14 protein-coding genes and 1 tRNA gene are annotated in these 12,680 nt (G+C 69.8%); 6 read left to right on the forward strand and 9 right to left on the reverse strand.

All coding sequences use genetic code 11. The features are described 5' to 3' along the window. Window positions 1-50 precede the first annotated feature (50 nt). The 7 genes from K7957_RS09090 to K7957_RS09120 all read right to left on the reverse strand — a co-directional run bounded on the left by K7957_RS09090 (window position 51) and on the right by K7957_RS09120 (window position 7,063). Window positions 51-245, reverse strand: a complete 195-nt coding sequence (locus K7957_RS09090; RefSeq protein ID WP_223011809.1) for a Trm112 family protein — start codon at window positions 243-245, stop codon at window positions 51-53. Between the two features lie 17 nt (window positions 246-262). Further along, window positions 263-886 (reverse strand): LON peptidase substrate-binding domain-containing protein, encoded by a 624-nt coding sequence (locus K7957_RS09095; RefSeq protein WP_223011630.1) that lies wholly within the window; start codon window positions 884-886, stop codon window positions 263-265. Further along, on the reverse strand, window positions 883-1,779 hold the full coding sequence (locus K7957_RS09100) for a tetratricopeptide repeat protein (protein ID WP_223011810.1): 897 nt from the start codon (window positions 1,777-1,779) through the stop codon (window positions 883-885). Before K7957_RS09100 ends, K7957_RS09095 begins: the two co-directional genes overlap by 4 nt. A 290-nt stretch (window positions 1,780-2,069) precedes the next feature. Further along, window positions 2,070-2,921 (reverse strand): TorF family putative porin, encoded by an 852-nt coding sequence (locus K7957_RS09105; RefSeq protein WP_223011631.1) that lies wholly within the window; start codon window positions 2,919-2,921, stop codon window positions 2,070-2,072. Between the two features lie 167 nt (window positions 2,922-3,088). Then, window positions 3,089-4,642, reverse strand: coding sequence for a SulP family inorganic anion transporter (locus K7957_RS09110; protein WP_223011632.1), 1,554 nt, complete (start codon window positions 4,640-4,642; stop codon window positions 3,089-3,091). 385 nt (window positions 4,643-5,027) lie between these two features. Further along, complete coding sequence (locus K7957_RS09115) at window positions 5,028-6,341, reverse strand: ATP-binding protein (RefSeq protein WP_223011633.1); 1,314 nt, start codon at window positions 6,339-6,341, stop codon at window positions 5,028-5,030. A gap of 11 nt (window positions 6,342-6,352) precedes the next feature. Then, on the reverse strand, window positions 6,353-7,063 hold the full coding sequence (locus tag K7957_RS09120) for a response regulator transcription factor (RefSeq protein WP_223011634.1): 711 nt from the start codon (window positions 7,061-7,063) through the stop codon (window positions 6,353-6,355). A 159-nt stretch (window positions 7,064-7,222) separates the two neighbouring features. Between K7957_RS09120 and K7957_RS09125 the strand changes: the two genes are divergently transcribed. Together K7957_RS09125 and K7957_RS09130 are read left to right on the forward strand one after the other, a co-directional pair. Beyond that, window positions 7,223-7,297: transfer RNA gene (locus K7957_RS09125), tRNA-Gly, on the forward strand. A gap of 137 nt (window positions 7,298-7,434) precedes the next feature. Continuing rightward, a complete protein-coding gene (locus tag K7957_RS09130) occupies window positions 7,435-7,605 on the forward strand; it encodes a hypothetical protein (protein ID WP_223011635.1) in 171 nt (56 codons plus the stop codon). A gap of 36 nt (window positions 7,606-7,641) precedes the next feature. On the opposite strand, the gene K7957_RS09135 is transcribed toward K7957_RS09130, so the two are convergent. Then, complete coding sequence (locus K7957_RS09135) at window positions 7,642-7,947, reverse strand: response regulator transcription factor (protein ID WP_223011636.1); 306 nt, start codon at window positions 7,945-7,947, stop codon at window positions 7,642-7,644. A gap of 672 nt (window positions 7,948-8,619) precedes the next feature. Between K7957_RS09135 and K7957_RS09140 the strand changes: the two genes are divergently transcribed. Beyond that, window positions 8,620-8,802, forward strand: a complete 183-nt coding sequence (locus tag K7957_RS09140; protein ID WP_223011637.1) for a CsbD family protein — start codon at window positions 8,620-8,622, stop codon at window positions 8,800-8,802. Window positions 8,803-9,252: 450 nt separating this feature from the next. Here K7957_RS09140 and K7957_RS09145 read toward each other — a convergent pair whose 3' ends face one another. Next, window positions 9,253-10,536 (reverse strand): metal-dependent hydrolase family protein, encoded by a 1,284-nt coding sequence (locus K7957_RS09145; RefSeq protein WP_223011638.1) that lies wholly within the window; start codon window positions 10,534-10,536, stop codon window positions 9,253-9,255. Window positions 10,537-10,741: 205 nt separating this feature from the next. Here K7957_RS09145 and K7957_RS20545 point away from each other — a divergent pair, with 205 nt between their 5' ends. The 3 genes from K7957_RS20545 (at window position 10,742) to K7957_RS09155 (ending at window position 12,638) form a co-directional block, all read left to right on the forward strand. Then, entirely contained in the window at window positions 10,742-10,876 is a 135-nt protein-coding gene (locus K7957_RS20545) for a hypothetical protein (protein ID WP_281422846.1), read from the forward strand. A gap of 222 nt (window positions 10,877-11,098) precedes the next feature. Further along, entirely contained in the window at window positions 11,099-11,776 is a 678-nt protein-coding gene (locus tag K7957_RS09150; protein ID WP_223011639.1) for an HAD family hydrolase, read from the forward strand. Continuing rightward, a complete protein-coding gene (locus tag K7957_RS09155) occupies window positions 11,739-12,638 on the forward strand; it encodes an alpha/beta hydrolase family protein (RefSeq protein ID WP_281422847.1) in 900 nt (299 codons plus the stop codon). The genes K7957_RS09150 and K7957_RS09155 overlap by 38 nt, the downstream gene beginning before the upstream one ends. Window positions 12,639-12,680: the final 42 nt, after the last annotated feature.

The raw sequence follows: 12,680 nt of genomic DNA on the forward strand, positions 1-12,680 counted from the left end.
GACCGTGATCGCGATGCTCCTAGATAGGGGAGTCACATCGCCAAATTGGGTTAGGTCATTTCGGCGACTTGGCCGATGTCGTCGAGCGGCACCGCCGCCTCCACAAGCAGCACCGCCACGCCGTCGCGCACCGGATAGCCGCGCCGTGCCGCGTCCGACACCAGCAGCCCGCGCGCGGCGTCGTAGCGCAGCGGCGTGCGCGTGGCCGGGCACACCAGCCGCACCAGCAGCCAGTCGTCGAGCATCGGCGGCACCGCCCCGCTCACTGCAGCGTCACCCGGTCCTCACCGTCGTGGCGGCCGAAGAACTGCATCAGCTGCACCAACAGCTCGGCGCGATCGGCGATGCCGTCGGCCTCGAGCAGCGCCTGTTTGGCCGCCACGTCGAACGGCGCGATCTGCGCGATGCCGTTGACGAGGCTGGTGTCGTCGAGCCGGCTCACGGCTTTCCAGTCGACCGCATAGCCCTGCGCAGCAGCGAAGCGCCGCGCCTCCAGCTCGAGCGACGAGCGCGCGCCGAGCGACAGCGTCTCGTCCGGCGGTGACGGCAGCAGCGCCGCCTCGATCTGGCGGAAGGGCGTGGTCACCTCGATCTCGCGCACGAGGCGGAACAGCGCGAGGCCCTGCAGGATCAGGTTGTAGCGCCCGTCCTCGAGCGCCTCGACCTCGGCGATGCGACCGACGCACCCTACCTCGAACAGCCCGGGCTTGCCGCGATCCTCGCTGTCCGGGCGCGGCTGGATCATCGCGATACGGCGGTCGCGCGCCATCGCGTCGGACACCATCGCGCGGTAGCGCGGCTCGAAGATATGCAGCGGCAGGTGCAGCTGCGGGAACAGCAGCGCTCCCGGCAGCGGGAAGATCGAGAGCCGCGTCGTCTCGCTCATCCGAACAGCGTCGCCGACAGCTTGCGCCGCTGCGCCGAGACCCAGGGGTCCTCGAGCCCCACCACCTCGAACAGCTTGAGCAGCTGCTGCCGCGCGGTGCCCTCGTTCCAGTCGCGCTCGCGCGCGACGATCGAGAGGAAGCCATCCGCCGCGGCGTCGCGATCACCCGCGGCCATACGTGCGTTGGCGAGATCGTAGCGCGCCTGAAGGTCGTCCGGGTCGGCCGCGACCGCCGCCTCGAGCGGTGCGAGATCGTCCACCGCGGGCGCCGAGCGTGCCAGTGCCAGCGCGGAGCGCGCGCGGGCGACGTCGGGCAGCGCCGCGACCTCCTCCGGCAGCGCGGCGATCGCTGCCTCGGCCTCGTCCACCTCACCCGCCGCGACCAGGGCGCGGATCCGGCCCGACAGCACGCCGGGATGCTCGGGCGCCATGTCGGAGAGCTGGTCGAAGATCGACAGCGCTCGCGCCGCGTCGCCCTCGACGAGCACCTGCTCGCCCATCGCGATCAGCGGCTCGAGCTCGGCCTCCTGCTCCTGCGCCTCGCCCCCGACGGGCAGCTGGCGGAGCAGCTGGTCGAGGATGGTACGAAGCTGGGACTCGGTGCGCGCGCTGGTCAGGTCGGCGACGAGCTGCCCCTGGAACATCGCGTAGACCGTCGGGATCGAGCGGATCTGGAACTGCGCCGCGATGAATTGGTCCTTGTCGGTATCGACCTTGACCAGCGCCACGCCCTTGTCGGCGTAATCGGCGGCGACCTTCTCCAGCACCGGCCCCAGCGCCTTGCAGGGTCCGCACCACTCGGCCCAGAAATCGATGATGACGAGGCTGGTCATCGAGGGCTCGACGACCTCGGACCGGAAGCGCTGCACGGCCTCCTTCTCTGCCGATGACATTCCTAGCGTGGCCAAGGGGCGCTCCTGCGATTGCTGGCAGCCCTTATGTGGGAAGGCCGCGGGGGATACAAACCCCCCCGGTCCGGCGCTGCGTCGAGCGGCGCTGGTCCAGCGGCAGCGAGCCTGAGCTTGATCACACGAAGGCTCGGCGTCCGACCCTTCCCGATGTGACATCCTGAACTCGCCTCAGGATCCACGGTGCCGCGAGCGCCTCGCGGTGCGAGTGCGCGAGACGATGGATCCTGAGACAGGTTCAGGATGGCGCCATTGATCGAGGCGAGACGCCGTCCTCAGAACGCCGCGGTGAGCGAGACCACCACGGTGCTGCCCGCGATCGTGCCGGTGCCGTCCTGCCCCTTGCTGAAGCTGGGCTGGAGATAGGCCGCCTCGCGCTCGGAGATGTTGGTGTCGATATAAGCGACGCCGAGCGTCAGCGGCGTGGTGGGGATCGCATAGTCGGCGCCGAGCATCCAGTCGACATACTCGCCCGTCGGCGCGACGCTGGTGGCGAATGGCCCCAGCCCCTTGTTGCCCTTCGAGGCGCCGATATGCCCCTTGGCGGTGAGCCCGGTGTTCGGGATCGCCGCGGCGACGTCGCCCCAGACGTAGAGGTTGTCGTTCTTGTCGCCGGGGCGGTCATAGACACCGTTCGCGGCCGAGGTGCCGTTGAGATACCAGTTGCCGAGCGCCTCCTGCTTGGGCGCGTAGGCGACGCCGGCGGTCAGCGAGGCGGGGCCGAGCGTACCCGACAGCTTGGCATAGGGCTCGATGAAGTCGGTGTTGTCGAAGCCGCCTGGGTACATGTACCACGTCGCGCCGACGTCGAGCGTGCCGCCGCCGACCGGGAACTTGTAGCCCGCGATCAGGTCGAGCTCCATGTTGGCGCCGCCGAACGTGCCCCAGCCGGCCAGGTTCGACCCCCAGGTGCCGATGTAGATCCCACTCTCATGCGCGATCGTGAAGCCGCCCTGCACCGCGAGGTTCTCGTCGGACTGCGAGACGCCGCGGAAGCGATAGTCGCTGACGAGGCCGACCGAGCCGGAGACGGTGATGGGCTTGGGTGGAGAAGTGTCCTGCGCGGCGGCGGGGACGGCGAGGCCGGCGGCGAGCAGCGCCGCTGCGAGACGAAGACGATACTTCATGGAACCTCCCTTGTGGCAGAGGCTCCTCCTGCTCGTGACCCGGGCTCGCTCTCCCCCGCGCCTGCGACAGGCGTCGGAAGGGCAGCCGCTTAGCCACCCTCCCGACCTATTCCAGCATTATTGCCAAATTGTTTCTGCTCGGTGTCAAAAGATGCTGCTGCACCCGCTCAGTGACGATGCTCCGCGAGTGTGGCGATCCTGCCACGCGCGCCGGTGATCTCCACTGTGGCGCCGGCGGCGCGGCGGCGCTGGAACCAGTCGCGCAGCATCTCCGCGCTGGTATGATCGACCGCGTCGAGCCGCGACGCGTCGATCCGCACGTTGGTGCCGGCGGGCACGCGGTCGAGCGTCTCGGATAGCTTGGGCAGGGTCACGAACGTGGCGGTGCCGTCGAGCGTGATCGCGTGCGACTCGCCGTCGCTCGCCTCGAACACCTTGAGGCGCAGCCGGCGCAGGTGCGGCACCAACTCGAGCATCGTCAGACCGATGCCGACCAGCACGCCGGTCAGCAGGTCGGTCGTCACCACTGTCACCAGCGTCGCCGCCCAGATCAGCACCGGCAAGGCGCCATAGTCGCGGAACAGGTGGGTGGCATGCTTGACGCTCACCAGTCGCATGCCGGTCACCACCAGCACCGCGCCCAGCGCGGCCATGGGAATGGCGGTCAGCACGAAGGGGAGCGCGGCGACGAAGCCGAGGATCCAGACCCCATGCAGGATCGACGACAGCCGCGTCGCCGCCTGCGCCTGGACGTTGGCCGAGCTGCGCACGATCACGCCGGTCATCGGCAGCGCTCCCGCGAGGCCGCACAGCAGGTTGCCGACGCCCTGCGCGCGCAGCTCCTTGTTATAGTCGGTGCGCACGCCGTCGTGCATCTTGTCGACCGCGGCGGCCGAGAGCAGCGTCTCGGCCGAGGCGATGAAGGCGATCGCCAGACCGGCAGCGAGGATCGAGGGGTTGAGCCAGCTCGCCAGTGCCGAGGCGCTCGGCGGCGCGATCGCACCGACGATCGATGCCGGAACCTGGACGCGCGCGACGTCGAGCCCCAGCGTCAGCGCCAGCAACGTTCCGACGACGACGCCGACGAGCGCGCCCGGCAGCAGCCGCAGCGACGTCGGGCGGAACTTCTCCCAGCCGATCATGGCCAGGATGGTCGCGACGCCGATCGCGAAGGCGAACTCGGTCGCCTGCAGGTTGCTCGACAGGCCGAACAGCCGTCCCGGCGCGGCGGCGAGGTTCTGCAGCCCGCTCGGCAGCGGTCGGTGATCGAAGAGGACGTGGAACTGGCCGACGACGATCAGCACGCCGATACCCGCTAGCATGCCGTGCACCACCGCGGGCGAGATCGCCTTGAACCAGCCGCCCAGCCGGAACACGCCCGCGACGAACTGGACGAGACCGGCGAGGATCAGGATCGGGCCGAGTGCGCCGATGCCCTGATCACGCACCAGCTCGTAGACGATCACCGCGAGGCCCGCGGCGGGCCCGCTGACCTGGAGCGGCGAGCCGGCGATCGCGCCGACGACGATGCCGCCGATGATGCCGGTGATCAGGCCCTTCTCGGCCGGGACACCCGAGGCGATCGCGATCCCCATGCACAAGGGCATCGCGACGAGGAAGACGACGATCGAGGCGGTGAGGTCGCGTCCGAGGAAGCGCACCGCTGGGATCGAGACGCCGGGACGCGCGGCCGCGGCGGTCGGCGAGGCGAGGCTGGCCATCAGGCCGCGAGCCGGCGCTGGGCGGGGAGGAGGACCGGCTGACACGCCGCGACCTCTCGACTGAACACGCGTCCGCTGGCGTCGTTCACGGCGGCAACCTCCTGGTGACTAATCGTCCAGGGGGTAGCGCCGCGCGGTGTCCCGCGTTCGGCCGGGGCGTGTCGTTGTGTTGCTCGACATGTGGCGGAGCACCGCACAGCGGTTCGCCAAGCATCGCGCCGCTCTCCTCCCGGCGTCATCCTGAGCTCGTTTCAGGATCCACCGAGCCGCCTGCCCACGCGCTGCGGCACCGGCGGGACAGTGGGTTTCTTCACCGGGGTCGGAGTGACGCCGATCCCCAAGGTCCACTCGGCCGCGACTCACCGGCCCGCTGCGCAGCGACGCCTCAGCGCCGCGGCAGCGCGATCTCCGCACGCAGTCCGCCCTCTGGACGGTTCGACAGCGTCAGCGTCCCGCCCTCGCCGGCGACCGCGGACTGGACGATCGACAGGCCCAGCCCGAACCCTACCGTGTCGCGCCCGCGCGCCGGATCGAGCCGGACGAAGGGCTCGAGCACGCGCGTGAGCTGGTCGTCGGGGATGCCCGGACCGTCGTCCTCGACGCGGATCGTCAGCGCCGCGGCACCGGGCACCAGCGTCAGCCGCACGCGCTCGCCGTAGTGGAGCGCGTTCTCGACCAGGTTGACCAGCGCGCGCTTGAAGCCGAGCCGGCGCACGCTCCACTCGCAGTGATCCGGCCCGTCATATTCGGCGTCGGCGCCGCGATCCTGCGCGTCGTCGATCACCGTCGCGCACATCACCGCCAGGTCGACCACGCTGGCCGGCTCGGGCTCGGCCTCGCCGCCGAGGAAGGCGAGCAGCGAGGTGATCATCGCCTCCATCTCGGCGACGTCGTGCACGATCGCCTCGCGCGCCTCCACCTGGGGCAAAGACTCGGTACGCAGCTGGAGCCGCGCCAGCGGCGTACGCAGGTCGTGCCCGACCGCGGCGAGCGCCTGCGTGCGCCCCACGATCAGCGCCTGGATGCGATCCTGCATGCGGTTGAAGGCGCCGATCACACGGCGCACCTCGCCCGGCCCGTCCTCCTCGACGGGCACGACGTCGCCGTGGCCGACTCGCTCGGCCGCGGCGGCGAGCCGGCGCAGCGGCAGCAGCACGCGGCGCAGCAGGATCCCGCCCAGCAGCATCAGCGCGATCGCGGGCACCATCGCCAGCGCGATCCGCTCGAACGCGAGGTTGATCGTCGCCACCGGCTCGAGCGTGCGGAAATACAGCCAGCTGCCGTCATCGAGCCGCAGCCCGCCGGTCACGACCGAGTGGCGCCCCGGCGTCTGGATGCGCAGCCGCAGGTCGGTCGCGGCGAGCGACGGCTCCCACTCGATCACCTGGCGCTGCATCTCGTCGAGCGCGGGAGCGATCGGCGGTGGCGGGGGCAGCGACTCGCTCCAGCGCAGTGCGTAGCGGTCGGTGGTGAGCTCGTCCGCCATCCGCTCGCGCTGGGCCGCCGGGCGCTCGGCGAGCAGGCGGCGGCTGATGACGAGATGCTCGGCGAGGCGATTGGCCTCGTCGTCGCGGACCGCGAATCGGCTCGCACGCTCGTAGAGCAAGGTGCTGGCGCCGAACTCGATCACCAGAGTCAGCAGCAGGATCGCCACCACCTGGCCGAGCAGGCCGAGCGCGGGACGGCGCAGCGAGCGCATGCGCGCGCGGGTCAGCCGCGCTCGACCGGGGCGTTGAGCATATAGCCGACGCCGCGCACCGTCACGATCGGTGCGGGCGCCCCCGCGCTGCCGAGCTTGCGGCGCAGCCGGCTGATCAGCACGTCGATCGACCGGTCCGAGCTGTCGCCCAGCCGCGTGCGGCTGAGCTCGATCAGCCGCTCGCGCGCGATCACGCGCTGGGCATGGTCGGCGAGCACGACGAGCAGGTCGAACTCGGCGCCGGTGAGATCGACGATCGCGCCGCTCGGCGAGCTCAGCTCGCGCCGCGGCAGGTTGATCGTCCAGCCGTCGAAGGTCAGCATGCCCTGGTCGCCCGCGCCGGCGCGTCGGTCGAGCGCGGGGCGGCGCAGCACGGCGCGGACCCGCGCGACCAACTCGCGCGTGCCGAACGGCTTGGCGATATAATCGTCCGCGCCCAGCTCCAGTCCGACGACCCGGTCGGTCTCGCTCGCGCGCGCCGACATGAAGATGATCGGCACGTCGCTCTTCTGGCGCAGCGAGCGGCACAGGTCGATCCCGCTAGTGCCGGGCAGCATGATGTCGAGTAGCACGAGGTCGACCGGCCCAGAGTCAAGCGCGAGCCACATCTCCGGCGCCGCGGACGCGGGGCGGACCGTGAAGCCGTTCTCCTGCAGTGCGCGCGCGGTGAGCATGCGGAGCGAGGGATCGTCCTCGACGAGCAGGATCGTTGGAGCGGTCATGCCAGCGGGACCTAAGGTCAGGGCTGATCGCGGTCAATTCGCGCGTGCGGCAGAAAAATGTGGCTGCGTGTAAAAAGCTGTTGCCGGGCGTCGGGGCCGCTGCTAGTGGCCGCGCCTCACCCAGCCGGTCCTCTCCACGAGGGCGGCACAGGCGCCAGAGCGGGCGTAGCTCAGGGGTAGAGCACAACCTTGCCAAGGTTGGGGTCGAGGGTTCGAATCCCTTCGCCCGCTCCAGTTATCCGATAGGATGCTGCGGTTCTCCCAGGCGGGTCCTGGCTTAGCGGACACAGGCACGTCGTCGGGACGCCCGGGACATCGCGGAGCCGGCGCGCTTCGCATCGCTTCGTCGCGCACACTCATGGCTCGCGCTCGTGGCCGAGGATCGCGCCATCCGTCGCGATCTGAGCGTCTTGGGCGCGACGATGCAGGACGATCGCGGCTCGACCGGTCGCACGCGCGTCGACGACATGTCCGGCTTGACCCGCGGCAGGTTGGCCATCGCCGATGCTCCCTCCATCTCCGGCCGAGGCAGCGAAGCCTAGCCGCCGGCCAGCAACATCATTCGGCGAGGCTGTGGATCATGCGCGCTCGCGCTCGACGCTCCGCGTGATCGCCGCCGCGGCGAATGCGCTTCGCCATCGAAGGCCTCGGAGCGCCCGGCGGAGCCAACCGTCGCCGCGCGCGCGAAGCCGCCGCGCCACCTCGCGGCCGTCGGGGTCGGGCAGGCCGATGTCGAGCACGACCGCGGCATAGCTGCCGAGCTCCAGCATCAGCAGTGCGTCCTCAACGGTCGCGACATGGTCGCTCCCATAGCCCGCCTCCCCCAAGAGCCGGCGCAGCAGCGTGACCAGCTCGTCATGGTCCTCGACGATCAACAACCGCACGCGCGCACTCGCCCGCCCGTCGCAGGACTGGCGTACGCCGCAGGGCCTGGACCCCGTCGAAGCGTCGCCGCTCTGGCGCCGCGACCGAAGCGATCGATCATGGCCACCATGGTCACCCGGATGCGCCACCGCGTGCCCCCTCCTGCTCTCGCGCGCCCACCGCGGATCGCGCTGTTCTCAAGCAACTAATATTATGTTCGCGACGGTGCCTACCGCGCGCTCCGCCGACTGCAGCGAGCTGGAGCACCGCGGCCCACCCGCACGGGTCTACCCGCCGCCCGCGCGCGTACCCGCCTTCGCGACCCGCCGCCGCGCTCGTCCCGGTCCCCTCGATCCGCGACGGCCTGCGCCGCTTCACGCCCAGCCTGATCCACGTCACCGAACCGCGACCGTTGAAGTCCCCACGATCCGATGATGGGTCATGTAGGTCTGCCGCGGTGTCTCCAATCGCCTCGGCACGCGCGCCGCTCACCGCGGCAAGGTGGCGCGCCGATGCGAAAGTCGGAAGTGTAGCAAGATGAACCGGCTAGAGCAGGCACATTACACGAACCTTACCGCTTTGTGGAACAGCGCACCTGAGCACGCCAGGCGAGAGCCGCCTGGAACTGCATGCACGCTTCGCCGTTTACTTCCCACTCGATCGGTTCACATCATTACAACGAGGAGGCAATCATGGGCGAGTTCACTGACAAGCTCGATGCTGCGGGCAACAAGATTGCCGGCAAGGCGAAGGAACTCTTCGGCGACGCGACTGACAATGATCGCATCAAGGCTGAAGGCGAGGCGCAGCAACTCAAAGGCACCGGTCAGGACGTCAAGGGCAGTGTCAAGGGCGCCCTGAACGACAAGATCTAACGATCCGGCTCGACGATTGCAGCTGTGCCGCTCTTGGGGTGCAGCTGCGGTTGTGGCTTGCCATGACGGGTACCAACACCCGAACGGGTCTGGCATTTTTCGTCATCAATCACAGTGTGACAAATATATATATAACATCAGGATAGTAGCGGTCGAGCGTCACAGCGCCATCACAGCAGATACGGTGGCTGTTTCCACGAGGCATTGATGCGATCGGCTGCGTTCAGCTCGCCTCCGCGGTCGTGGAACGTCATACGATAGGCGGAGACACGCACCTGCCAGTGCAGCCTAAGCCGCTGCTTCAGGCGCCTCGGCGTAGAAGAGCCGGCTCAGCGCCTTTTACCAGATATCGGTCTTCGATCTCCCTTGCCAGTTGGGATCGAGCGCGACGTGTGTCGTCCCGGCCGAGGGAGCGGCGCGGCCCCTCGAATCTCAGCCGTCGGCGCTGCCCTACGGCGCGACGATAACGCCGTCTTTCATGACCGCTCGCACGCGGCGGAGCGCGGCGAGGTCGCTGGTGGGATCCCCGGCGACCGCGACCAAGTCCGCGAGCATGCCGGGCTTCACCGCGCCGAGACGGTCGCCGACCCGCATCCAGCGCGCGTTGCCCGAGGTAGCGGCGACCAACACCTCGGCCGGCGTCATCCCACCCGCCGCCATCAGCGCCATCTCGCGCGCGTTGCTGCCATGCGCGTAGACGCCCACGTCGCCGCCCATGCAGATCGGCACACCGGCCGCACGCGCGCGACGGAAGCTCTCGCGCGCGGCCCGAACCGCCGCCGGTGCCGGCTCCGCGCCGGTCCATCCGCGGTAGCGCGCGCTCGCGTCCGCGGCAGCCAGTGTCGGGCACAATGTGATCTTCCTCGCGGCCATGCTGGCGAAGATCGCCGTCGTTCCGCCATAGCCATGTTCGATCGTGTCGACGCCGGCCTCGATCGCGCGGCGCATGCCCTCGGGCGTAGACGCGTGCACCGCGACGGGACGTCCGGCGTCGTGCGCCGCCGCGACCGCTGCCCTGATCTCGTCCAGGCTCAACGTCGGGCGCGAGTCCTCGCCTGCGCGCCAGCGATAATCGGCGTAGAGCTTGATCCAGTCGGCGCCGGCGGCGATCTGCCGCCGGACCGCGGCCACCATCTGCTCGACCCCCGACACTTCCTCCGCGCCCTGCGGGATCGCCACGCCAGGCTCGAAACCTTTCGGGCCATAAGCGCCCAGCGCGACGATCGCGCGCGTGGCGACGCTCAGGCGAGGTCCCTCGATGATCCCCTGATCGATCGCCTGCTTCACGCCCACGTCGGCGTAGCCCGCCCCTTCGGTGCCGAGGTCGCGCGCGCTCGTGAAGCCGGCGCGCAGCGTGGCCTTGGCGTTGGCGACCGCGCGCGCGGTGCGGAGTGCGAGCGGTTCGTGCAGGACCTGATCGTCCCAGCTCGCCTCGTCATAGGGGTGGAGGAAAAGGTGACCATGGCCTTCGATCATCCCCGGCATCAGCGTGTCACCGGTGAGGTCGACGACGCGCGCGTTCGACGCGACGGTCAGGTCGGGACCGACCGCGACGATGCGCTCGCCGCGCACCAGCACCTGCCAGCCGGCGTGCACCTCGCCATCGATGCCGTCGAACACGCCGGCAGGCCGCAACAGCAAGGGTGCCGGGTCGATCGACGGTCGCGCACCGAGCGTCGCCGCGGCATTGGCGAGCAGCAGTGCCGTCGCGAAGGCCACCACTCGCCTGATCATCGTCTGCTCCCATCCACGACGCCGCCGTATCTCCTAACCCTCTGCGCTGCCCGTGCATACCATCGCGTCCGGCGACCAGCATGGGGAAGGCCATCGCTGCGGCCGACACCCCTTCACGCCTGCCACTCAGGCCACGCCGGTCACGACGAGGCCCGGGCCGGGCGAGCGGCTAGCCCGGGGCGATAGGTGCCGACGAACGGAGACGATGGCCATGGTGGCGGGCGGGTCGCTGTGTCACTCGTGCGGCTATGTCCGTCTGGCGGAGCCGATCGCGGCAGAGGCGCGCGACCCCGCGGTGCCGCTCGTCAGGTCGGAGACGACACGTGCGTCGGCGACCTAGTGTCGTCGAGCGCTTCCCCTCAGATCTGCGCTTCTGAAGCCACCTTCGTCGGGGCCGATCGGGATCTGGCGGAGATCTGCACGGGGTCGCTGCCCGTCGCGGAACGAGGCTCGCACGGTGGCGTTAGCAAGTTACTCCCCGCGCGCCTCAACCCGCCGTCAGATGGCGTGGTCACGACCTTTCGCCCGCCGGCGACCGCGCTGAAGCAGAAGGAACATGTGTTTGGCGATCAGGGCGCTTCTCTTCGACATCGATGGCACGTTGGTCGACAGCAATGAGCGGCACGTCGATGCCTGGCAGGAGGCGTTCGCCCGGGTCGGCGAGCGGTTCGACCGTGCGCAGATCCACGATCAGATCGGCAAAGGTACCGACATGCTCGTGCCAGCGCTGCTGCCGGGGCTGGACGATGACGCCGTGACGAGACTGGGTGAGGCGCATGGTGCCATCTTCAAGGAGCGGCACCTCGCGACCGTGGTGCCGTTCGCGCAGGCGCATGCGTTGCTTCGGCACGTGAGCCAGCGCGGGCAGAAGGTTGTTCTCGCCTCGTCGGCCTCGGGCGGGGAGCTCGACCATTACCTCGACCTACTCGACGCGCGCGATCTCGTCGCTGCGACCACGAGCGGCGACGACGTCGAGAAGACCAAGCCGGCACCCGACATCGTCGGTGTCGCGCTCGGCAAGCTCGCCGGTGTCAAGCCGGCCGAGACGCTGATGGTCGGCGACACGCCGTACGACGTCGAGGCGGCGGCTCAGTGCGGCGTGCGCACGGTAGCGGTGCGATCGGGGGGCTTCGCTGATGAGGCACTCACCGCAGCCGGCGCGATCGCGATCTACGACGACGTGGCCGCCTTGCTCGCAGGCTATGAGGCCTCGCCGCTCGGTCGCTCGGGTGAGGCCTGACGCATCGCTGGACGAAGCGGACGTCGCGGCCTCGTACCCGCGTGCCCTCGTAAGCGAGCCGCCGCGTGATCGGCAATGGCCAGCCGAGACCGTCGCGGAGGCGATCCCCAGCGGCGGTGTTAATCTGAATGCCCTCCTCTACGTTGCCGCGGGATCCGGGCCGCACCCCTGCGTGCTGCTGCTGCATGGCCTACCGGGAAACGAGCAGAACGTGGACTGCGCGCAGTCGATGCGGCGGGCGGGGTGGAACGTCCTGACGATCCACTATCGTGGCTCGTGGGGCGGCCCCGGCAGCTTCAGCTTCGGGCATTGCCTCGACGATGCGGCGGCGGCGCTCGAGTGGCTCCAGCGGGAAGGAAGGGGCGGGGAACGCCGCATCGATCCCGACCGCATCGTTCTGGTGGGTCACAGCATGGGTGGGTTCGTCGCCGCGCACGTGGCCGCCTCGCACCCGGACGTACGCGGCGTCGCGCTCCTGTCGGGCGTCGACCTAGGCGAGGCGTTCGGACGCGGCGACCGCAGCGATGTCGGCGCGATCGACTCGAACGTCGGCGTCAGCGCGGGACTTCACATCCTGGCGGGTACCTCGCCGGACGCGCTCGCTCGCGAGGCGCGGGACCACGCGAGCGAATGGAGCCTCGCCTCCTATGCCGCCGCGTTGGTATCGCGGCCGGTCCTGCTGATCAGCTCTGACGACGGCCTCGCCCAGGGCAGCGACTCGCTGGCCGACACGATCGAATGTCGTGGCGGCACCTCCCTGGGGCGGACGCATCTCGCCGATGATCACAGCTACTCCAACACACGCGTCGCCCTCCAAACGCGCCTGCTGGATTGGCTGGCGACGTTCGAGCGCCGTGACTAGCGGCGCTGCGATCGCCTCTCGCGTGTCCACGCCCGGTCCGAC

The sequence above is a fragment of the Sphingomonas yunnanensis genome (assembly GCF_019898765.1).
Taxonomy (GTDB): Bacteria; Pseudomonadota; Alphaproteobacteria; order Sphingomonadales; family Sphingomonadaceae; genus Sphingomonas; species Sphingomonas yunnanensis.